Consider the following 20,419-nt stretch of genomic DNA (forward strand, 5'->3'; position numbering starts at 1 on the left):
TATGCAGACATTTGATCTAGAGGCCCAAGGCCTGCGGGAACTGAACGCGACCCTGCATGCGCAGGCGGAAACCACCAATCAAACTGCTTGGGAAATCGTAAACCCCAAAGGCAGTCATGCAATTGCCGTAGGTTTGGACGCACCCATCGAGGTTACAGTTAAGGGCTCAACGGGATACTACTGTGCGGGCATGAACAAGCAAGCGACGGTGAACGTGCATGGCTCGGCTGGGCCAGGTGTGGCTGAAAACATGATGTCCGGCATCGTGACCATCGAAGGCGACGCCAGCCAATATGCGGGCGCCACAGGCCATGGTGGTACATTGGTGATCAAAGGCAATGCCTCGTCCCGTTGCGGGATCTCCATGAAGGGCATCGACATCGTGGTGCATGGAAATGTGGGCCACATGAGCGCATTTATGGCCCAGTCCGGCAACCTCGTGGTTTGCGGTGACGCTGGCGACGCATTGGGTGACAGCATCTATGAGGCGCGTCTGTTTGTACGCGGTTCGGTCAAATCCTTGGGTGCCGATTGCATCGAAAAGGAAATGCGCCCGGAACATATCGCCATACTCGAAGAACTGCTCGAACGCGGCGGCTGCGACGCCGAAGCATCCGAGTTCAAGCGCTATGGCTCTGCCCGGACGCTGTATACCTTCAACATCGACAACGCATATTAAAGGGGCCGTGATATGAAAGACGAAAAACAAGCCGGTGCCCCGCGCACTGTCCCGATCCAGTCGGCGACCTTCTCGAACCCGATCAACGCCGAGATCCGGCGTGCAGCAGCCACCGGCATCTATGACATTCGCGGTGGCGGGGCTAAACGCAAGCTGCCGCATTTCGATGATCTGTTGTTCTTGGGCGCCTCCATTTCGCGCTACCCGCTGGAAGGCTACCGCGAGAAATGTGAAACCTCGGTGACTTTGGGCACGCGTTATGCGTCCAACCCGATTGAGCTGGACATCCCAATTACCATCGCAGGCATGTCCTTTGGGGCTCTGTCGGGTCCTGCAAAGGAGGCCTTGGGCCGTGGGGCCACATTGGCGGGCACGTCGACGACCACAGGTGACGGCGGCATGACCCAAGAGGAACGCGGTCATTCCAACAAACTGGTCTATCAATACCTGCCTTCACGCTACGGGATGAACCCCGATGACCTGCGCAAAGCAGATGCCATCGAAGTGGTTGTGGGCCAAGGGGCGAAACCCGGCGGCGGCGGTATGTTGCTAGGCCAAAAGATCAGCGACCGCGTGGCCGAAATGCGCAATTTGCCCAAAGGCATCGATCAACGCTCGGCCTGTCGCCACCCCGACTGGACGGGTCCTGATGATCTGGAAATCAAGATTCTGGAACTGCGTGAGATCACCAGTTGGAAAGTCCCAATCTACATTAAGGTAGGTGGTGCAAGACCTTACTTTGACACGACTTTGGCCGTAAAGGCCGGTGCTGACGTGGTCGTTCTGGACGGTATGCAAGGCGGTACCGCTGCGACCCAAGACGTATTCATTGAACATGTGGGCCAGCCTATTATAGCCTGCATTCGTGAAGCCGTGCGAGCCCTTCAGGACCTTGGCATGCACCGAGACGTGCAATTGATCGTGTCGGGCGGTGTGCGCACAGGCGCAGATGTAGCCAAATGTATGGCCCTTGGCGCGGATGCTGTTGCTATTGGGACCGCGGCGTTGATCGCCCTTGGGGACAATGATCCGCGTTGGGAAGACGAGTATCAAAAGCTGGGCACAACCGCTGGCGCCTATGATGACTGGCACGAGGGCCAAGACCCTGCGGGCATCACAACGCAGGACCCGGATCTGATGGCCCGTTTTGACCCCATTGAGGGCGGCAGGCGGTTGAACAACTACCTCAAGGTGATGACCCTCGAGGCGCAAACCATCGCACGGGCCTGTGGCAAAAACCATGTCCATAACTTGGAACCCGAGGACCTCTGCGCTGTAACCATGGAAGCCGCCGCCATGGCGAAAATTCCGCTGGCGGGCACCGATTGGTACCCCGGCAAACCTGGCTCAAGCTACTGATGACATTCAGGGCGCGTCCGCAGGGTCGCGCCCTTCGCATATAAAGACGACCAATAGGGATAACGACAATGACAACTGATCTGGCCAAGTTTGCCAAAGACAATGGCATCAAATATTTCATGATCTCCTTCACTGACCTTTTTGGAGGGCAACGGGCCAAATTGGTCCCTGCCCGCGCCATTGCGGACATGCAGGAAGACGGCGCAGGCTTTGCCGGTTTTGCCACATGGCTGGACCTGACCCCAGCCCACCCTGATATGTTGGCCGTGCCGGACCCCGAGGCCGTGATCCAATTGCCGTGGAACAAGGAAATCGCTTGGGTCCCTGCCGATTGTGTCATGGAAGACCAACCGGTGGAACAAGCCCCCCGCAACGTACTCCGCAAACTTATCGCAGAGGCCGCCGCCGAGGGCATGCATGTCAAAACAGGGATCGAAGCCGAATTCTTCCTCCTGACGCCCGAAGGCGACCAAATCAGCGATCAATATGATACCGCAGCCAAGCCGTGCTATGATCAGCAGGCCTTTATGCGCCGCCTCGACGTGATCCGCGAGATCAGCGACCACATGTTGGAAATGGGCTGGAATCCTTATCAAAACGACCACGAAGACGCCAATGGCCAGTGGGAAATGAACTGGGATTTTGACGACGCGCTCAAAACGGCGGACAAGCATAGCTTTTTCAAATTCATGGCCAAATGCGTTGCCGAAAAGCACGGCTACCGCGCGACATTCATGCCAAAACCGGTTGAGGGCCTGACGGGCAATGGCTGTCACGCGCACATCTCGGTCTGGGATGCGGCTGGATCAGATGCCAAAACCAATGTCTTCGCAATGGAACCCAACGACAGTTCACAAACCGCAGAACTGGGTCTGTCCGAACAAGGCCGTCACTTTCTTGGCGGGATTATGAAACACGCCTCGGCACTGGCCGCGATCACCAATCCGACCGTGAACAGCTACAAACGCATCAACGCACCGCGTACAATGTCAGGCGCTACATGGGCGCCCAATACAGTGACTTGGACTGGCAACAACCGCACGCATATGGTGCGCGTTCCGGGTCCGGGCCGCTTTGAGCTGCGCTTGCCAGACGGGGCGACCAACCCTTATCTGTTGCAGGCCGTAATCATTGCCGCAGGCCTTTCGGGCGTACGCTCCAAAGCTGATCCAGGCAAGCGCCACGACATCGACATGTATGCAGAAGGCCACAAAGTACGTGGCGCCCCCAAGCTGCCGCTGAACATGCTGGACGCCTTGCGCGAATACGACAAAGACAAAGGTCTGAAATCCGCAATGGGCGACGAATTTTCGGCCTCCTATATCAAAATGAAGATGCAGGAATGGAACGATTTTACGTCTCACTTCAGCCAATGGGAAAAAGACAACACATTGGATATCTGATCAAGTGTCGTGATTTATGCCGCCAGTTGGATTTGAGTATTTGAAGAAAAAAGAAACTCTTAGACATACAGGGTTTCTTTTTTCCCAAAATACTCCCGCCGGAGGCTCCTGACTTTTCATTCCATCCCAACGAGAGGATCATTATGACAAAACGTGTAGCCATTATCGGGGCTGGCCCATCGGGACTGGCGCAATTGCGTGCTTTTCAGTCTGCCAAGCAGAATGGAGAAGACATTCCAGAGGTCGTTTGCTTTGAAAAACAGTCGAACTGGGGCGGGCTTTGGAATTACACGTGGCGCACCGGCGTCGATCAATATGGCGAACCTGTGCATGGATCCATGTATCGCTATCTTTGGTCCAATGGTCCCAAGGAAGGTTTGGAATTTGCCGACTATTCCTTTGAAGAGCATTTTGGCAAACAAATCGCCAGTTACCCGCCACGTGCCGTGTTGTTCGATTACATTCAGGGCCGTGTCGAGAAAGCCGGTGTGCGTGATTGGATCCGGTTTGAGACCGCTGTGCGGCGCGTGGAATTTGAGGGCGGCACATTCAGTGTCACGGTTAAAGACCTTCCGAATGATCGCGAATACACCGAAGAGTTCGACCATGTGATCTGTGCCTCGGGACATTTTTCAACCCCGAATGTGCCGGAGTTCGACGGATTTGAAAGCTTTAAGGGCCGCGTTTTGCATGCCCATGACTTCCGCGATGCGCTTGAGTTCAAGGACCAAGATATCCTTATCGTCGGCACCAGCTATTCCGCCGAAGACATTGGTTCACAGTGTTGGAAGTACGGGGCCAAATCCATCACGGTCAGTCACCGCACGGCCGCCATGGGCTATGACTGGCCGGATAATTGGGCCGAGGTTCCGCTGCTGACCAAAGTTGATGGCAACACAGCCCATTTCAAAGACGGCACGTCCCGCCATATTGATGCGGTGATCCTGTGCACAGGCTATCAGCATCACTTCCCATTTATGGCCGAGGACCTGCGCCTGAAAACAGCCAACCGGTTGGCGACTGTGGACCTTTATAAAGGTGTAGCCTATCTGGATAACCCTGCCCTGTTTTATCTGGGGATGCAGGACCAATGGTTTACCTTCAACATGTTTGATGCGCAGGCTTGGTGGGTACGCGATGCCATCATGGGCAAGATCGCCATGCCAGATAACGCCGCTATGGCGGCTGATGTGGTCGACCGTGTGGCGCGCGAGGACGCTGGCGAGGACGACTATGACGCCATCTGGTATCAAGGCGATTATATCAAAGAACTCATTGCCGAAACGGACTACCCAACCTTCGACGTGGAAGGTGCCTGCATGGCCTTCAAGGAATGGAAAGGCCACAAGAAAAAGGGCATCATGACGTTCCGCGACAACAGCTATAAGTCTGTGATGACTGGCACGATGGCCCCGGTACACCACACGCCGTGGAAGGATGCTTTGGACGATAGCCTAGAGGTCTATCTGCAGAACTAGGTTACTTATAAGATGCGCGGCGGGTGCCAAAATCATGCACTCGCTTGCGCCACGCGCGGTAACTGCCTGATTTCAGGTTCGAACGCATGAGTGCCACAACTTCTGCCTCACGCAACCCGTATTCCAGTTTGATTGTCTCAAACGGCATGTGGTCAGACAGGGCCATCTCAATGATGGCGCTGGTGTCGGCTTCGGATAAATCAGTTTTGCTCATATGGGTGAGCTAGAGCGCGTTATTCAAACAGCAACTGCTGGCCTTCAACCACTTCAAACGGGGTTGGCGGCGTGGATTTGCTGACCCAATAGAAATCACCGGCCCATTCCATCACAAACCACCCTTCCCATTCCGCATCGTTGGGCCAAATGGATTGGTATTCCTGCCGGTCTGCATCCACACGCCATTGCCCAAGGGTCGAACGTGCTCCCTCTTGGGCATAAATCGTGCTGCCATCTGCATCAAAATATTGACGGTAGTTTGCACCGTCCCAACGCCCGATGGCTGTGTTGCCCTTAAGAAGGGCGTCAATCTCGTGGCCTTCGAGTTTAACCGATTGAGCAGAGGCCGTGGATGCCAAAGCCGCAAAGAGGCTGGCAAGGACCCAACGCCGCGCGATCATGACCTTGGACGCTCTTTTTTCGGATCAAACGCCGCCAGATCGGCACGTACGGTGGCGGGCAGACGTTTTTGATGACCGTCGAGCTTACCAATCTCCAGTTCCGTTCCCGGTGCTGCGTGGGTGACATCAACCCGCGCCATCGCGATATTCCGCCCCAGCAGCGGCGAACGCATGGCCGAGGTCACTTCGCCCACCTGTGCGCGGCCGATATGGATACAATCGCCGTGGCCAATCTCGACCTCGCTGTCCACATCCAGACCCACCAATTTGCGCATGGGGTTTTCCTTGCGCCGGATCAGCGCGTCACGACCGATGAAATCATCGGGCTTGGATTTCAGTGGCACCGTAAAGCCGATACCGGCCTCAAACGGATCTGTCTGATCGCTGAAATCATAGCCTGCAAAGATAAGGCCCGCCTCGATCCGCAGCATATCTAGCGCTTCCAGCCCCAATGGTTTCAGCCCATGTGGTTTCCCTGCCGCCCAGATCGCATCGAACACTTCGGTACAATCCTTGGGATGGCACATGACCTCATAGCCCAACTCGCCTGTGTAACCTGTGCGAGAAATCACAATTGGCGTTCCGTGCTCGTCGTTCAACCGTGCAGCGGAAAAGCGGAACCATCCCAACTGATCGAACTCAGGATTATGGGGGGCTGTCCAAATCAGATCGCGCAACAAATCGCGGCTGGCCGGCCCCTGCACAGCCACATTGTGCAGCTGATCGGTAGAAGACCGAACCAGAACCTTTAGCCCCAGTTTTGCCGCCTGTTCCCGCATCCATTCGCCGCCATAGTCATTGCCGCCAATCCAACGAAAATTATCACGCCCCAGCCGGAAGACCGTGCCGTCATCGATCATGCCCCCATGCTCGTAACACATGGCCGTGTAGACCACCCCGCCCACAGGCAGCGTTTTCATGTTGCGGGTAAAGACATACTGACACAGCGCCTCGGCATCGGGGCCCGTGACCTCAAACTTGCGCAAGGGCGACAGATCCATGATCACAGCCTTTTCACGACAGGCCGTGTATTCCTCGATCGGCCCCGCATCGCCCATACAATTTGCCAACCAATAGCCGTTATATTCGACAAAATTGCGTGTGTGTTTGGCAAAGCTGTCGTGAAACCCAGTTTGTTTGGTCATTTTGGCCTCGGAATTTGGAGTGGCGCGGAAGGCAACCGCCCGCTGGAAAGTCTCAACACCGGAATAGGTGCGCACGTGGATGTCGGTTGGGTTCCAACCATTGGCCGCCGACGTATCATCAGGACAGGCGGAGCTGACACAGATCAGATCGGTGATCGCGCGCAGCAGCACATAATCGCCCGGCCGCGACCACGGCTCGTCCGCATACATAACCCCGTGTTCGTCCAACCCTGTGTTGAAGAAGAAATTGATTGCCATCCAACCGGGCCGCGCAGTGACCCCGTGTTTGGCCAACGCCCCGTTGAAATTGTCAGAACAATTGGCATGACCCGGATAGCCGATATCGTCGTAGTATTTCGCAGCACAAGCCAGTGCGAATGCATCATGACGGCCGCAGGTGTCTTGGATCACTTCGACCAGTGGCAGCATGTCCTGATCATAGTATTTAGCATGCAGACCGGGCATCGGGTAAGCGTGCCCTTGGATTGTGCGCGTGGTGGTCACGTCCAAGGCATGCTCGATCCCTTTGTCCAGCTTGCGCGCAGAAAAACACTGAAAATCCGTACATTGACGGCCATCTACATCAATTATCTGTATGTAGTCCCCTGCTTTGACGAAAAAGCTCTCTGCGCTGGCCGTATGCACACGGATGTCATCCACTGGATTGGCCAGCGGGTCGGGCAGTTCAAAACGGACCTTGGATTTGATCACAGCACGCTTGAGCGTGATCACCAATGGGGTCGCAGTGTTCTGTGCTTCGATATCCATCGCGCCACCCGGTGCGGCGACAATAATCGAGCCGTCCCCTTTGGCCGTAAAGCTGGCTGCATCGCCTGCAGGGCTAAGACTGTCGAAGAGATCAATGGAATGCACCGTGTCCAGATCAATGCCACGGGCATCCAAACCCATCCGCAAACCACGCAAGGATTGGTCATCACTGGTCAAAAGTGCTTTCAGTCCCGCTGCCGTCCCGTTGGCACCGGCCCCGATTAGGCCCGAATCACTTTTGCCCTTGGGCGTTACAGCCAGCACTTCGGCCACTTGCCCGCCTTCTTCGTTGGTGATGGTGATCTGGTCGCCGGTCTCGATGGGGATCAACACTGCGCCCGCCCCTTCGACCACGTAGCGTTCGTGCCCGGGGGGCATAGAAAACACAGCGGGCTGAATGATTTTGCTGGGCTTTGGTGGCCCCGGCTTTACCTTGGGGTAGAGATCATCGAGCATTGGCCCCCCTGACCCGCGACAGAAGTTGCATGTGCGGAATAAATATTTAACCTAGAGAATATACGCCTTCCGCAGAGTCGGCAAACAAATTCGCGCCCGCCTCATGAAAGGCCTTAAGTGATAAATTCCCTAACCCTTGGCTTGATCGCCGCCCTGTGCTGGGGCTTTCACGACATATGCGTGCGCTACGTCAGCCAAAAGACCCCGCTGATGGCGATGTTGCTCACCGTCTTGCTTGTGGGTTTGGCGTTTCATTTGGGCCTGATGACAGCGACCGGCGGGTTCGAGACCATTGCGCTGATCCCCGCACTCTATGCCGGTATCGCAGGCCTGTTCTTTCTTCTGGCCAGTCTTGGTCTGTATTATGCGTTCGAACGGGGCCCTGTTCGCCTTGTCTCGCCCATTATTGGCGCCTATCCGGTTCTTTCCATCGCATGGGCGACGATCCAAGGTACGCCCATTACAGCGCTCCAGATCCTCGCAGTACTGGCAATCATCGCAGGTGTCGGTATGGTTGCAGCCCTTGCAGATCAAAGTAATGAGGACACACCACCCAAAGGCCTGACCATCCTTTACTCCTTCATAGCAGCCGTGGGGTTTGCAGGAACATTCGCCTTTGGCCAACATGCTGCTGAACTCTCCGCCGAGATGCCTGCAACACTGGTCACCCGTATCTTGGCCCCCACCCTTCTGGTCGTATTTATGCTGGTCAAAGGCCACACATTTTGGACCGGCCGAAAGGCGCTGCCGGTCTTGATACTGATGGGCATAGCTGACGGTATTGCCTTGCTTTGCGTGGTCTCTGCATCAGGCTACGCCAACCCCGAATACGCCGCTGTGACCTCGTCCATCTTTGGCCTGATCACGATCGTCTTGGCTTGGGCCATTTTGCGCGAGGCCATGACGCGGGCTCAATGGCTGGGCTGCGCTGTGGCCTTCGCAGGGATTGGCTATCTCGCCCTCTAAGCGGTCAGTCCCTTTGGCTCTGGCAGGTTGTTTGCGCGGCAGGCGGCGGTGAGGGTGTTGGCCAGCAGGCAGGCGATGGTCATGGGGCCAACGCCGCCGGGCACGGGTGTGATCGCACCGGCGCGGGCCGCACAGCTGTCGTAGTCCACATCGCCCACCAGCTTTTTCTTGCCGTCCCGCTCGATCCGGTTGATGCCCACATCAATCACAGTGGCGCCTTCTTTGATCCAGTCACCCGGCACCATTTCAGGCCGACCAACAGCGGCCACCACGATATCCGCACGGCCCACAACCTCCGCCAGATCTTTGGTCCGCGAATGGGCAATCGTCACTGTGCAACTGTCGCCCAACAACAGGTTCGCCATGGGCTTGCCCACAATGTTCGACCGGCCAATCACAACCGCATCCATCCCCGACAACGACCCATGATAGTCGCGCAGCATCATTAAACAGCCCAAAGGCGTGCACGGCACCATGGCCTTCTGTCCCGTGCCCAAAAGACCCACATTCGAGATATGGAACCCGTCCACATCCTTGGCCGGATCGATGGAATTGATCACCAAATCCTCGTCCAAATGGCCCGGCAACGGCAACTGACACAAAATCCCGTGGATCGTCGGATCGTTGTTGAGCTGATCAATCACCGCCAGCAAATCCGCCTCAGACGTGTCCGCCTCCAAACGATGCTCCACTGACTTCATGCCAACCTCAACCGTCATCTTACCCTTCGAGCGCACATAAACTTCCGAGGCCGGATCCGAACCCACCAAAACAACCGCCAAACCCGGCTGCAGATCATGAGCCTCTTTCAACGCCGCCACATGCTCGGCCACTTGACCCCGCACCTTGGCCGCAAAAGCCTTGCCGTCAATTACATCCGCAGCCATCTCGATCATCCCTTGTTTCTTTTTTCTTCAAATACTCAATCGCGCCCGAAGGGCGCTAACAGCGACCCCGTCAGGGGGCGCAAAACCTTAAACTTGACCCCGCAAGGCGGGCGCAAAACCTTATTATTCCCAAGCCGACACCTTGGTATATGGCACCCAGATTTTCGAGGGTGTGGGGCCCGCCTGTTTGCATCGCAAACAGGCGACACCCCACCAGGTTTGTTCTACTCCTAAGGACTAGAACAAACCCTCAATCTCTCCGTCGCTGTTCAACATGATCGCCTCGGCGGACGGCACGCGGGGCAGACCCGGCATCGTCATGATCTCGCCACAGACCACCACAACAAACCCGGCCCCAGCACTCAAGCGCACTTCGCGGATCGGCAGGCTGTGGCCCGTGGGCGCACCGCGCAGGTTCGGATCGGTCGAGAAGCTGTACTGCGTCTTGGCCATACAGACCGGCAAATTGCCGTAACCTGCCTCTTCCCACTGCCGCAGCTGGTCGCGGATCTTTTTATCCGCAAGCACCTCATCAGCGCGGTAAATGCGCTTGGCCACAGTCTCGATCTTGTCCATCAGGCTCAGATCATCGTCATACAAAGGCGCAAATTGCGAGGCACCGCTTTCGGCAATCTCGGCCACGCGGGTCGCCAGATCTTTGGTGCCTGCGCTGCCCAATTCCCAGTGACGACACAGGATCGCCTCCGAGCCTTGGCTGGCCACATAATCCTTCACAGCCTGCACTTCGGCGTCCGTGTCCGTGACAAAATGGTTGATCGCCACAACCACAGGTACCCCAAAGGATTTGACGTTCTCGATGTGACGCCCAAGGTTCGGACAGCCGTCCTGAACCGCTTGCACGTTCTCCGGACCCAAGTCCGCTTTGGCCACGCCACCGTTCATCTTCATCGCCCGAACCGTCGCCACGATCACCACGCAATCAGGCGCCAAACCCGCTTTGCGGCATTTGATGTTCATGAACTTCTCGGCGCCCAAATCCGCGCCAAAGCCCGCTTCCGTCACCACGTAATCCGCCAGTTTCAAAGCCGTGGTCGTGGCCACAACCGAGTTACAGCCGTGGGCGATATTGGCAAAAGGACCGCCGTGGACAAAGGCCGGGTTGTTCTCAAGTGTCTGCACAAGGTTCGGCTGCATAGCTTGTTGCAACAGCACCGTCATCGCCCCATCTGCCTTGATATCGCGGGCATAAATCGGGCTGCGATCGCGGCGGTAGGCCACGATGATCGCCCCCAGACGCGCCTTGAGATCGTCCAGATCATTGGCCAGACACAGGATCGCCATGACCTCCGAGGCCACCGTGATGTCAAAACCGGTTTGCCGTGGGAAGCCATTGGCCACGCCACCCAGAGACGTCACCGTGTCGCGCAACGCCCGGTCATTCATGTCCAAAACGCGCTTCCAGGTCACACGACGCTCGTCAATCTCCAGCTCGTTGCCCCAGTAAATATGGTTGTCGATCATCGCCGACAAAAGGTTATGCGCCGAAGTGATCGCGTGGAAATCGCCGGTAAAATGCAGGTTCATCTCTTCCATCGGCACGACCTGAGCATAGCCGCCACCAGCAGCCCCGCCCTTCATGCCAAAGCACGGACCAAGCGAGGCCTCACGGATACAAACAGCAGCCTTCTTGCCAATCGCATTCAAACCATCGCCCAAACCAACAGTCGTCGTCGTCTTGCCCTCACCCGCCGGCGTCGGATTGATCGCCGTGACCAAGATCAACTTGCCATCGTCCTTGCCACGCTGTGCCGCAATAAACTCAGCACTCACCTTCGCCTTGTCATGACCAAACGGCAACAAATCCGCCTCAGGAATACCCAACTTAGACCCAATAACCTGGATCCGCTCCTTAACAGCCCCACGCGCTATCTCAATATCACTCTTATATGTCATGTTGGTGTCCTCCCGTTGATGTCGACTCAGCCGCACGAATTATTCATCATGTTCAACTTATTTTCTTATCAGTCAACTACTCGATATGGCTAGAACCCTCCACCCACAAAAAAACGCGGCCCCCCGAGGGACCGCGTTCTCTATCGGAAATCTAAAGCTGTTTAGGCCAGATCAAAGCGATCCAGTTCCATAACCTTGGTCCAAGCAGCTACAAAATCGCGCACAAAAGCAGTCTCGCCGTCGCCAGCGCCATAGACCTCGGCAACTGCCCGCAGGATCGAGTTCGAGCCAAAGACCAAATCAACCCGTGTGCCAGTCCATTTGGTGTCATCAGTGCCTCGTGTGACGCCTTTGTACAAACCTTCTTCGGCGACTTTCCATTCGGTCCCCATGTCCAAAAGATTGACAAAGAAATCGTTGGACAGGCTGCCTGGGCGGTCTGTCAGAACACCGTGTGTCGATCCACCGACATTCGCACCAAGTACCCGCAGGCCACCAACCAAAACAGTCATTTCAGGGGCTGTAAGTGTCAATAGTTGCGCCCGATCCACCAACAGTTCCTCAGCGGAATTACGGAATTCCTGCTTTTGGAAATTGCGGAAACCATCTGCTGCCGGTTCCATGGGTTCAAAGGACTCCGCGTCGGTTTGATCTTGGCTGGCATCTGTGCGGCCCGGTGTAAACGGAACCGTTACATCATGACCCGCTGATTTGGCCGCGGCCTCAACCGCTGCACCACCAGCCAAGACGATCAAATCAGCCATCGAGACCTGTGCACCACCCTTGGCATTGTGGGCAGATTGCACGCCTTCCAAAGCATCCAGCACTTTAGCCAGTTGTGCGGGCTCGTTGACCTCCCAGTCTTTTTGTGGGGCCAAGCGAATGCGGGCACCATTGGCCCCACCCCGCATGTCCGAGCCACGGAAAGTACTGGCCGAAGCCCAAGCTGTGGACACCAATTCAGAGGTGGTCAAGCCTGCATCCAACACAGCCGCTTTGAGATCTGTCACGTCAGCATCGCTGATAATGGCGCCCTCATGGGCTGGGATCGGATCCTGCCAAATCAAATCCTCGGCTGGCACATCCTTGCCTTTATAGAGGACCTTTGGCCCCATATCGCGGTGGGTCAGTTTGAACCACGCGCGGGCAAAAGCCTCTTTAAACTCAGCAGGATTTTCGTGGAACCGACGCGAGATGCCTTCATAGATCGGGTCCATCCGCATCGCCATATCCGCCGTAGTCATCATCGGCGCATGTGTCACGCTGGGATCATGGGCGTCTGGTACTGTGCCTTCGCCGCCAATGGCTGTCCATTGCTGGGCGCCTGCAGGGCTTTTGGTGAGTTCCCATTCATAACCAAAGAGCGTGTCGAAATAAGCGTTGTCCCACTGGATCGGGGTCGCGTTCCACGCGCCTTCGATGCCCGATGTGGTCGTGTGTACGCCGACGCCGGAATGAAAGCCGTTGTGCCAACCAAGGCCTTGGGCCTCAATAGGCGCGCCTTCTGGTTCTGCGCCCATCAGTGCGGGATCCCCGGCACCGTGTGCCTTCCCAAAGGTGTGGCCGCCTGCCACCAAAGCAACTGTTTCCTCGTCGTTCATCGCCATACGGCCAAAGGTTTCGCGGATATCGCGACCCGAGGCTAATGGATCAGGGTTTCCGTCTGGACCTTCTGGGTTCACATAGATCAGCCCCATTTGCACAGCGGCCAATGGGTTTTCCAGTTCACGGTCGCCGGAATAACGGCTTCCGTCTTTGTCGGATGTGGCCAGCCATTCGGTTTCAGAACCCCAATAGATGTCTTCTTCGGGTTCCCAAACATCCGCGCGACCGCCGCCAAAGCCAAAGGTGTCAAAGCCCATGCTGTCCAAAGCCACGTTGCCTGCCAGAACCATCAGATCAGCCCAAGACAGGGCCGCCCCGTATTTCTGTTTGATCGGCCAAAGCAAACGCCGCGCTTTGTCGAGGTTGCCGTTGTCCGGCCAGCTGTTCAAAGGTGCAAAACGTTGGCTTCCAGAGCGCGCCCCGCCACGGCCGTCTGCAGTCCGGTAGGTACCAGCACTGTGCCACGCCATGCGGATAAAGAACGGGCCGTAATGGCCGTAGTCCGCAGGCCACCAGTCCTGAGTATCCGTCATCAAAGCGGTCAGATCTGCCTTAACGGCGTCCAGATCCAGCCCCTCAAAGGCTTCGGCGTAGTTAAAATCGGCGCCCATAGGATTTCCAGCCGGGGCATTTTGGTGCAAAATCTTGAGGTTCAGCTGATTTGGCCACCAATCCCCGTTTGAGCGTACGGAAAATGTAGTGTGCTTGAGCGTGCCGTGCATCACAGGGCATTTGCCCGAATTTTCAATATCGTTGCCGTCCATTGGGTTCTCCGATCTGGATGAATTTAGAATCTCTCTAAATTCCTATCACTCCCAAGCGATAGGTTTAAGTTGCATTTTCATATCATCGTCATAGGTTTTACTAATGATCAATTTTACCCTTAAACAACTCCGCTATTTTGAGGCTTTGGCCGATCACGGGCATTTTGGCCGCGCTTCCGAGGCCTGCGCCATCTCCCAACCGGCCTTGTCCTTGCAGATCAAGGATCTGGAGGCCGCTGTAGGCCAACCTCTATTCGAACGCGGGGCACGTCAGGTTTATTTGACCAGCTTTGGTCAGGAATTTGCCCAGCGCGCAGGCGTTATTTTGCGCGGGGCACAGGACTTGGGCGACTGGACCCGTGCGGCCCAAGACGGTCTGATGGGTCGCCTGCGCATTGGAGTGATCCCGACGATCGCCCCCTATCTCCTGCCGCGCTTTATCGCGCATTTGACCAAAGAACATGCTGACCTTGACGTACATATTCGCGAAAGTCAGACGGATCGCTTGGTTCAAGAGGTCACAGACGGCAAACTGGACGCAGCCATTGTGGCCCTGCCAATCAGCCATCCTGCATTGCAAGAGACCCCTCTTTTTACCGAAGAGCTGTGTTTGGTCCGTCATGCACAAGACGCCGGTAAACCCGTCCCCGACGCCCAAGCAATGGCGGAAATGCGCGTGCTTTTGCTGGAAGAAGGCCACTGCTTTCGCGATCAGGCCCTTTCGTTTTGCAATCTGCGGCCAAACGACGGGCTGGACGGCAGTTCCCTGTCAACCTTGGTGCAAATGGTTGGTGCAGGCATGGGGATCACATTTATTCCGCAAATGGCTGTCCCCGTTGAGACCCCTTCGGTGCCGGTGGATGTGGTCCAGTTTGCCCCCCCGGCCCCAATACGGACCATTGGGATCCTATGGCGCAATTCGCAGCCGAACATGGTCCAAATGCACAGCGTTGCCGATGCGGTTTGCGCGGCGGCTCAATCCTTGGGTTTGGGCAGATCCAAACCTGCGTTGCGGGCATAAACCTTGGCGATGGCTGCGTCATCCTCGGCCCCCAACCCCATACCGACGGCGACCATATATTGTTGTAGCGCAGTAGCAGTGATTGGCGCGCTAAAGCCTGCGGATTTTGCCACATCCAAAACGATCCCAAGATCCTTGGGCCAGATATTGACCTGAGAATGGGGCGTGTAATCCCCCGCCACGATATGGGGTGCGCGATTTTCCAACATCCAGCTTGAGCCTGCGCATTTGCTGATCACTTCGGTAAATTTCTCGGGCGTAACACCTTGGGTCATGCCAAAGGTCATTGCCTCGGCCATAGTCGCGATATGAACGCCTGCAAGCAATTGGTTCACGGCCTTCATGGCCGAACCTCCCCCTGCCGCATCGCCTAATTCAAACACAGTCTCGGCCAAAGCGTCCAAAACCGGTTTAGCGGCTTTAAAGGCATCCGGTGTGCCAGCAGCCATGATAGACAAGGCCCCTTGAGCGGCCTTAATGGAACCGCCAGAGATCGGGGCATCTAAGTAGTGCACGCCGTGGGCTGCACATTGCGCCTCCATATCTTTGGCAAAGGCGGGTGGCACAGTGGCACAGGCCAACACAACTGCCCCTTTTGACAGACGTGGTACAACGCCATCCTCACCAAAAAGCACTGCTTGTGTCTGATCTGCGTTCAGGACAACCACAACCACTGCGTCCAATTGGGGGGCCACTTCGGCCAGTGCGCCTTTTGCCCCGCCCTGCGCCACAAAGCGATCCATTTGCGCCGCGACCCTATCGTAGCCATAGGTCTGGTGCCCAGCTGCAAGTGCTGATTGCGCCATGCCATAGCCCATGGATCCCAAACCAATCACGGCTGTTTTATATGTCATTATTATTGTCCTTCACTTGGTTTGGTTGGAAATTCTTGATTGACCAGAAATTCGGCTGCAGCCTCGAGCAGGCTGGCATTGCACGGGGTGATCCGCAAGGCCGTCGGAATTGCTGCCAAACGTTCGGCAGGCGTATCATTCGCCCATCTTTGCCACCATGAACATGTGTCAGACCACGCGGACCACTCTTTCCATTGCTCTAACCCGGCCACTTTGTTTTCTGCAACCAAAGTGCCGATGGCCAGATAGTCAAAGGTGATCTCTTTAATCTCAACCCCAGATTTTTCTTTCAGTTCTGTGATCAAGGCCTCGCGGTGCCCACCTGCATATTCCAAAATGACGTCGACCAAACGCGTGACCTGACGGCTCCATATACTAATGTCGTGGGTGTTGGAGGACAGTTCCTTGTCCAAACGCTGGCCCGCGTTAAAAACATAGATCGTGGCAGGCGGCGGGGATGGTGCAGCAAAGACAATCTCGCGCAGCATCTCAACCCCGGTGTTTTCAAACACACCCCCATCGCCCAAATGCCAAAACTGCTGGAGCAGCTTATCCGTAGCGGTGCGCTGAATAGTGGTCGGACCAAGGTAGGGCGGAAAGGCTGCAGAGGTCGCCACTGCCAGCGATAGTTTCAAATCCTTTGGCGTGGGACGCGCACCAGACGGATCGGAAAACGACAAGCTGCGCACCCCCGAGGGCAAGCCATGGGGCTGATCCACACTGGGATCTGCCACGGCTTGGTTGCTAAAGACAAATCGCTGGCCTGTGTCATAGCTGACCGCATTAAAAAAGTAGCTTCGGCCATCCGTGATCGAGGCAAAGGTTTTGTCGCGCAAATAGTCCTTTTGTTCCAAGGCCTCCTGCAGGGATTGGATGCGGTGCGAAGGGCTGAAAAGACGCTTTAGAAATCTCACCTGCCCTTTTTCGGTATCCCAAAGGTAATCATGAGCCATTTTTTCCTGCATGCGCTCAAAATAAGGCGCAAAGCAGGTTTTGCGTTTTGCATCAGTGGTTTGCTCTGCGCAATCCGGCAAAGGCTGCGACGCAAGGAAAGACGCGGCAAAGCCACCGCCACTGACACTAGAGACATGGGTGACATCTGGAAGGATGCCGCGATTGGCCAGAGCCTGCATTCCAGCGGCTGCAAAAACCGCCGCGCGGGCGCCGCCCCCAGACAAAGCAAGACCGATCATGGGGGCCTCGTCCGCCGGGACGTCAGCGCCCTTGGCCACCTGCGGCGTTGGGGTATAGGTATAGTGCACGACCAAAGGCGCCAGAAATCCGTTGAGCACGGCTGCTACCAGCCCCGCTACACACAGAAAAATGGCAAAGCCAACCCACCGCCAAACCCGCATTCTGCATCCCCTTTGTCGTACATTTCGTTGCCCCTTTTGGGGGATGTCATCGAGGCTATTCGAATCCCGTTTTAGGCCGCCGCCCCTCCTGAAAATCGAAACTACAGGTTTTCCATACCTTTGGTAAAACAAATAAGCTGACGCAGGGTCATTTTCGAAGGGTACATACCCAATTTGGGAGATGCTCGAAATTAACCTTTGTAAGATCACTGGTCCTATCAAAACGACAGGGACCAAAGATGACGCAATTCACCCAAAATATGATCGCGCTGAACACCCTTCAGATCGCCGGATTTGTTGGGTTCTTTATCTACATTTGGATTTTTGCAGCCGTCCAATTTGGGGCCATGAACGGCAATAGCGCCGCTTATTCTTTGGGCAATGTTCTGGCAGCCTCACTGGTCGGTCTTAGCCTTTTGGAGAAGTTCGATCTGGCCTCGGCACTATTCATTGGCAGTTGGATCTTATTCGGTCTGTGCGGCCTGATCCTGCGGATCCGCAAACCCCGTATTGCCGCCAACACAAACACGTCTACTCACACGCATTAAGGAAGACACTTCAATGACTTACCTCGACACTTTTTCATATTTTGCAACGATCTTGGCAGTTGCTGTGGCCCCAGGCCCAGTGGTCTTGATGTTGATGGTGCGGGCCGCCAGCAACGACACGAAAGGGGCTATCGGGTTTGCCACTGGATATGCACTTGGCGGCGTTTTGATCCTTTCGGCGGTCTGTTTTGGCCTTGGCGCATGGCTGACCGCGATGCCCGAGATTTTCGAATATTCCAAGTATATCATGTTGGCTTATCTCTTGTGGTTGGCCTACGGAATTTGGCGCGGCGGCTTTGATATGACGTCCAACTGTGCCACCCCGCGTGCCACGTCAATCAAGGCGGTTTTTGCAGGCACCACGACTTGTTTTATCTCGCCCTATATGATGGTTCTGTTGCCTTTGATGTTGCCTGGCATCGTCGACATGGACACCCTTGATACACCCCGTTTTGTCGCCCTGTCCGCAGTCACTTTCTTGGGCATTACCGTTGGGTCTGGCTTGGTCATCGGGTTTTCAGCACAACTGCGCCGCTTGGTGCGCCGTCCCGAACATATGGTCCGCATGAACCGCATCCTTGCGGGGATCCTGGCGGTAGGCGGTGGTGTGATGGCCTTTACCTAATTCAAGAATTTCGAGCAGGCCACGCGTCTTCCTGATGGTCTGTTCGAGATAAGATGCTGCTGCTGGATGCGGTGACCCCGAACTGCCTCGTCTAGCAGCAGACATCGCTTAAATTTTCACCAAATGTTCCCTTTCGACCCCCGCGCACCATCTGATGTGTCGCGTTCTTGAAATCCTTTGACTAGAGTAACCAGATGTCCGCAGATAAAGACCCAGACCTGACCCCCGACGGCGTAGTAGACCAGCTATACGATATCGCCCTTGATCCGGGATCGTTGGATCAGTTCATCGACGTGTGGAATACCGCCGGACTAGACGCAGGCGAGGCGCGCCGCATGGTTGAAGAAATTGATCAGTTTGATGCCGCATTCCATCACCACCTCAAGCGGGCCGAGACGTTTTTGCACCGCAATTCCGGTCAAGACAGCGCGGCCCTTTCGGATGCCCTTGCCCCGTTTGAAAACCTCGCAGCCCTTATTCTTGATCGCAGCTTCCAAGTCGTGGCCTGCAATGCCGGTGCGCAACAATCCTTTGGCCTGAGCGAAGGGTCTGGTTTGCAGGGCATGCCCCTGTCGGGCCCTGCACGGGCTGAGTTTGAAAACACCCTCAGCGCATTGGCGCATTCCCCCGCGAAATCTGAGATTTTGCTAAACCTGACTTTGGATGATGCCCAAGGCTCAACCCTGTTTCACATCCGCCGTTTGGCCAACACCGGCCCTGATAATCAGGTGATGATGCTGATTGTGACCACGCAATATCATTGGCAGCCTGTGTTGGGAAAAACCCTAGAGGACGTTTTCAAATTAACACTGGCCGAGATTGGCGTGGTGCGGGCCCTGATCGAAGGGATGGACGCCAAAACCATCGCCTCAGATCGTGGCACCAGCGAAGGCACGGTACGATCCCAGATCAAGTCGATCTTGTCGAAAATGAACGCGCGGTCCCAATCAGAGGTAATCCGGCTGGTGCTTTCCTTGCGCGAAGTCACCCAAGGCGCGCAGGAAAACACCAATGCGCGGATTGCACCCGCGCAGTCCGTGTCGAGTGACTGGTTGGACAGCGAGGTTTGGAAACCGTTCAAGACCCTGACCCTGCCCGACGGGCGTCGCATGGACTACCACGACATGGGTCCCGTGACCGGTGCTCCGATCCTGTTTAGCCATATGGGCTATTGCATGGCGCGGTGGTCAGCACCGATGATCACTATGGCCTTTCAGCATGGATTACGGATCATTTGCCCCATTCGCGCAGGCTACGGCCAAAGCGAAAACATCGATCCCAAAGGGGATGTGATCAAGGCCACACGTGAAGACACTCTGGCGCTGTTGGAGCATTTGGATATCAAAAGACTGCCTTATGTGATCCAAGGCAATGATCTGCTGTGCGCAGTGGATCTAGCCGCCAAGAGGCCAGATATTGTAAGTGAAATCATAGGCTTAGGCGCGCGGCCCTGCCTGCCCGGCGACCAACATTACGCCGAGATGGGCAAATGGCATCGGTTCTTTTTATCCACTGCAAAACATTCCCCACATTTGCTGACTTTTACGGTCAAAGCCGCCGTTTCCATGACAAAACGCGTAGGCGTGGTCGAAATGTTCAAGCATTTCAACAAATATTCTGCGGCGGACATGGCCCTTTTGGATGACCCGTACCATCTGCCCATTTTGATCGCGAATGCCCAATTGACCGCCAGCAAAAACACCAATGTAGCGCAGGCCTACATCATGGAAGTTCTGGCCTCGGAAAGCGACTGGTCCGACCGTATGTTGGCCGCCAAAAACACACCCACATGGTTTGTGAACGGCATCGAAGACCCCTCAACGGACGTGGCGACCATCGCGCTTTATCGCGAGACCTATCCCTGGATCGACATCGAAGTGGTGCAAAACGCCGGTCAAATGTTGATCTACCAACATTACGAAACGCTTATTCCGCAATTTGCCAAAGCGGCTCGGGCAGCGTTGGACGCCTAAGC

Annotated in this window: 17 protein-coding genes; 9 read left to right on the forward strand and 8 right to left on the reverse strand. The window is 55.7% G+C overall.

What is annotated here, in order from left to right; genetic code table 11:
* Nucleotide 1: 1 nt before the first annotated feature.
* The 4 genes from ACIRQ6_RS09900 (at nucleotide 2) to ACIRQ6_RS09915 (ending at nucleotide 4,919) form a co-directional block, all read left to right on the forward strand.
* Nucleotides 2-679: a protein GlxC gene (locus ACIRQ6_RS09900; protein WP_420860425.1), complete on the forward strand. Its 678-nt coding sequence runs from the start codon at nucleotides 2-4 to the stop codon at nucleotides 677-679.
* Between the two features lie 12 nt (nucleotides 680-691).
* A complete protein-coding gene (locus ACIRQ6_RS09905; protein WP_420860426.1) occupies nucleotides 692-2,038 on the forward strand; it encodes an FMN-binding glutamate synthase family protein in 1,347 nt (448 codons plus the stop codon).
* A 68-nt stretch (nucleotides 2,039-2,106) separates the two neighbouring features.
* Nucleotides 2,107-3,441: a type III glutamate--ammonia ligase gene (glnT, locus tag ACIRQ6_RS09910; protein WP_420860427.1), complete on the forward strand. Its 1,335-nt coding sequence runs from the start codon at nucleotides 2,107-2,109 to the stop codon at nucleotides 3,439-3,441.
* Between the two features lie 143 nt (nucleotides 3,442-3,584).
* Entirely contained in the window at nucleotides 3,585-4,919 is a 1,335-nt protein-coding gene (locus ACIRQ6_RS09915; protein ID WP_420860428.1) for an NAD(P)-binding domain-containing protein, read from the forward strand.
* 1 nt (nucleotide 4,920) lies between these two features.
* Here the strand turns inward: ACIRQ6_RS09915 and ACIRQ6_RS09920 are convergent, their stop codons facing one another.
* Genes ACIRQ6_RS09920 through ACIRQ6_RS09930 form a run of 3 tightly spaced genes read right to left on the reverse strand, consistent with a single transcriptional unit; the run spans nucleotide 4,921 to nucleotide 7,905 of the window.
* The gene (locus ACIRQ6_RS09920) at nucleotides 4,921-5,133 is read right to left on the reverse strand and encodes a TIGR03643 family protein (RefSeq protein WP_420860429.1); all 213 of its coding nucleotides are present in this window, start codon (nucleotides 5,131-5,133) and stop codon (nucleotides 4,921-4,923) included.
* A gap of 19 nt (nucleotides 5,134-5,152) precedes the next feature.
* Nucleotides 5,153-5,536 carry a hypothetical protein gene (locus ACIRQ6_RS09925; RefSeq protein WP_420860430.1) on the reverse strand — a complete coding sequence of 128 codons (384 nt, stop codon included), beginning with the start codon at nucleotides 5,534-5,536 and terminating at the stop codon, nucleotides 5,153-5,155.
* Nucleotides 5,533-7,905, reverse strand: a complete 2,373-nt coding sequence (locus ACIRQ6_RS09930) for a DUF1989 domain-containing protein (protein WP_420860431.1) — start codon at nucleotides 7,903-7,905, stop codon at nucleotides 5,533-5,535. The genes ACIRQ6_RS09925 and ACIRQ6_RS09930 overlap by 4 nt, the downstream gene beginning before the upstream one ends.
* A 117-nt stretch (nucleotides 7,906-8,022) precedes the next feature.
* On the opposite strand from ACIRQ6_RS09930, the gene ACIRQ6_RS09935 reads away from it, so the two are divergent.
* Nucleotides 8,023-8,871 carry a DMT family transporter gene (locus ACIRQ6_RS09935; protein WP_420860432.1) on the forward strand — a complete coding sequence of 283 codons (849 nt, stop codon included), beginning with the start codon at nucleotides 8,023-8,025 and terminating at the stop codon, nucleotides 8,869-8,871.
* On the opposite strand, the gene folD is transcribed toward ACIRQ6_RS09935, so the two are convergent.
* The 3 genes from folD to katG form a co-directional block, all read right to left on the reverse strand.
* Nucleotides 8,868-9,758: a bifunctional methylenetetrahydrofolate dehydrogenase/methenyltetrahydrofolate cyclohydrolase FolD gene (gene folD / locus ACIRQ6_RS09940; protein ID WP_420860433.1), complete on the reverse strand. Its 891-nt coding sequence runs from the start codon at nucleotides 9,756-9,758 to the stop codon at nucleotides 8,868-8,870. The two genes, ACIRQ6_RS09935 and folD, sit on opposite strands and share 4 nt — an antisense overlap.
* A 237-nt stretch (nucleotides 9,759-9,995) precedes the next feature.
* The gene (locus ACIRQ6_RS09945; RefSeq protein ID WP_420860434.1) at nucleotides 9,996-11,672 is read right to left on the reverse strand and encodes a formate--tetrahydrofolate ligase; all 1,677 of its coding nucleotides are present in this window, start codon (nucleotides 11,670-11,672) and stop codon (nucleotides 9,996-9,998) included.
* 161 nt (nucleotides 11,673-11,833) lie between these two features.
* Nucleotides 11,834-14,041 (reverse strand): catalase/peroxidase HPI, encoded by a 2,208-nt coding sequence (gene katG, locus ACIRQ6_RS09950; RefSeq protein WP_420860435.1) that lies wholly within the window; start codon nucleotides 14,039-14,041, stop codon nucleotides 11,834-11,836.
* Between the two features lie 103 nt (nucleotides 14,042-14,144).
* On the opposite strand from katG, the gene ACIRQ6_RS09955 reads away from it, so the two are divergent.
* Nucleotides 14,145-15,062: a LysR substrate-binding domain-containing protein gene (locus ACIRQ6_RS09955; protein WP_420860436.1), complete on the forward strand. Its 918-nt coding sequence runs from the start codon at nucleotides 14,145-14,147 to the stop codon at nucleotides 15,060-15,062.
* Here the strand turns inward: ACIRQ6_RS09955 and ltnD are convergent.
* Nucleotides 15,017-15,916: an L-threonate dehydrogenase gene (gene ltnD / locus ACIRQ6_RS09960; protein ID WP_420860437.1), complete on the reverse strand. Its 900-nt coding sequence runs from the start codon at nucleotides 15,914-15,916 to the stop codon at nucleotides 15,017-15,019. The genes ACIRQ6_RS09955 and ltnD overlap by 46 nt on opposite strands.
* 2 nt (nucleotides 15,917-15,918) lie before the next feature.
* On the reverse strand, nucleotides 15,919-17,271 hold the full coding sequence (locus ACIRQ6_RS09965) for a patatin-like phospholipase family protein (protein WP_420860438.1): 1,353 nt from the start codon (nucleotides 17,269-17,271) through the stop codon (nucleotides 15,919-15,921).
* Between the two features lie 239 nt (nucleotides 17,272-17,510).
* Here ACIRQ6_RS09965 and ACIRQ6_RS09970 point away from each other — a divergent pair, with 239 nt between their 5' ends.
* The 3 genes from ACIRQ6_RS09970 to ACIRQ6_RS09980 all read left to right on the forward strand — a co-directional run bounded on the left by ACIRQ6_RS09970 (nucleotide 17,511) and on the right by ACIRQ6_RS09980 (nucleotide 20,417).
* Nucleotides 17,511-17,819, forward strand: a complete 309-nt coding sequence (locus ACIRQ6_RS09970) for a CBU_0592 family membrane protein (RefSeq protein WP_420860439.1) — start codon at nucleotides 17,511-17,513, stop codon at nucleotides 17,817-17,819.
* Nucleotides 17,820-17,832: 13 nt separating this feature from the next.
* Entirely contained in the window at nucleotides 17,833-18,444 is a 612-nt protein-coding gene (locus tag ACIRQ6_RS09975) for a LysE family translocator (RefSeq protein WP_420860440.1), read from the forward strand.
* Nucleotides 18,445-18,638: 194 nt separating this feature from the next.
* Nucleotides 18,639-20,417: a LuxR C-terminal-related transcriptional regulator gene (locus ACIRQ6_RS09980; protein ID WP_420860441.1), complete on the forward strand. Its 1,779-nt coding sequence runs from the start codon at nucleotides 18,639-18,641 to the stop codon at nucleotides 20,415-20,417.
* Nucleotides 20,418-20,419: the final 2 nt, after the last annotated feature.

Source organism: Algirhabdus cladophorae, assembly GCF_044772865.1.
Lineage (GTDB): Bacteria > Pseudomonadota > Alphaproteobacteria > Rhodobacterales > Rhodobacteraceae > Algirhabdus > Algirhabdus cladophorae.

Bases quoted from the DNA above. Each gene is read 5' to 3' on its own strand.
- ACIRQ6_RS09965 (WP_420860438.1), bottom strand. From the start codon at position 17,271: ATGCGGGTTTGGCGGTGGGTTGGCTTTGCCATTTTTCTGTGTGTAGCG.
- ACIRQ6_RS09905 (WP_420860426.1), top strand. From the start codon at position 692: ATGAAAGACGAAAAACAAGCCGGTGCCCCGCGCACTGTCCCGATCCAG.
- ACIRQ6_RS09930 (WP_420860431.1), bottom strand. From the start codon at position 7,905: ATGCTCGATGATCTCTACCCCAAGGTAAAGCCGGGGCCACCAAAGCCC.
- ACIRQ6_RS09945 (WP_420860434.1), bottom strand. From the start codon at position 11,672: ATGACATATAAGAGTGATATTGAGATAGCGCGTGGGGCTGTTAAGGAG.
- folD (WP_420860433.1), bottom strand. From the start codon at position 9,758: ATGGCTGCGGATGTAATTGACGGCAAGGCTTTTGCGGCCAAGGTGCGG.
- ACIRQ6_RS09920 (WP_420860429.1), bottom strand. From the start codon at position 5,133: ATGAGCAAAACTGATTTATCCGAAGCCGACACCAGCGCCATCATTGAG.
- ACIRQ6_RS09915 (WP_420860428.1), top strand. From the start codon at position 3,585: ATGACAAAACGTGTAGCCATTATCGGGGCTGGCCCATCGGGACTGGCG.
- ACIRQ6_RS09970 (WP_420860439.1), top strand. From the start codon at position 17,511: ATGACGCAATTCACCCAAAATATGATCGCGCTGAACACCCTTCAGATC.
- glnT (WP_420860427.1), top strand. From the start codon at position 2,107: ATGACAACTGATCTGGCCAAGTTTGCCAAAGACAATGGCATCAAATAT.
- ACIRQ6_RS09980 (WP_420860441.1), top strand. From the start codon at position 18,639: ATGTCCGCAGATAAAGACCCAGACCTGACCCCCGACGGCGTAGTAGAC.
- ltnD (WP_420860437.1), bottom strand. From the start codon at position 15,916: ATGACATATAAAACAGCCGTGATTGGTTTGGGATCCATGGGCTATGGC.
- ACIRQ6_RS09975 (WP_420860440.1), top strand. From the start codon at position 17,833: ATGACTTACCTCGACACTTTTTCATATTTTGCAACGATCTTGGCAGTT.
- katG (WP_420860435.1), bottom strand. From the start codon at position 14,041: ATGGACGGCAACGATATTGAAAATTCGGGCAAATGCCCTGTGATGCAC.
- ACIRQ6_RS09925 (WP_420860430.1), bottom strand. From the start codon at position 5,536: ATGATCGCGCGGCGTTGGGTCCTTGCCAGCCTCTTTGCGGCTTTGGCA.
- ACIRQ6_RS09955 (WP_420860436.1), top strand. From the start codon at position 14,145: ATGATCAATTTTACCCTTAAACAACTCCGCTATTTTGAGGCTTTGGCC.
- ACIRQ6_RS09900 (WP_420860425.1), top strand. From the start codon at position 2: ATGCAGACATTTGATCTAGAGGCCCAAGGCCTGCGGGAACTGAACGCG.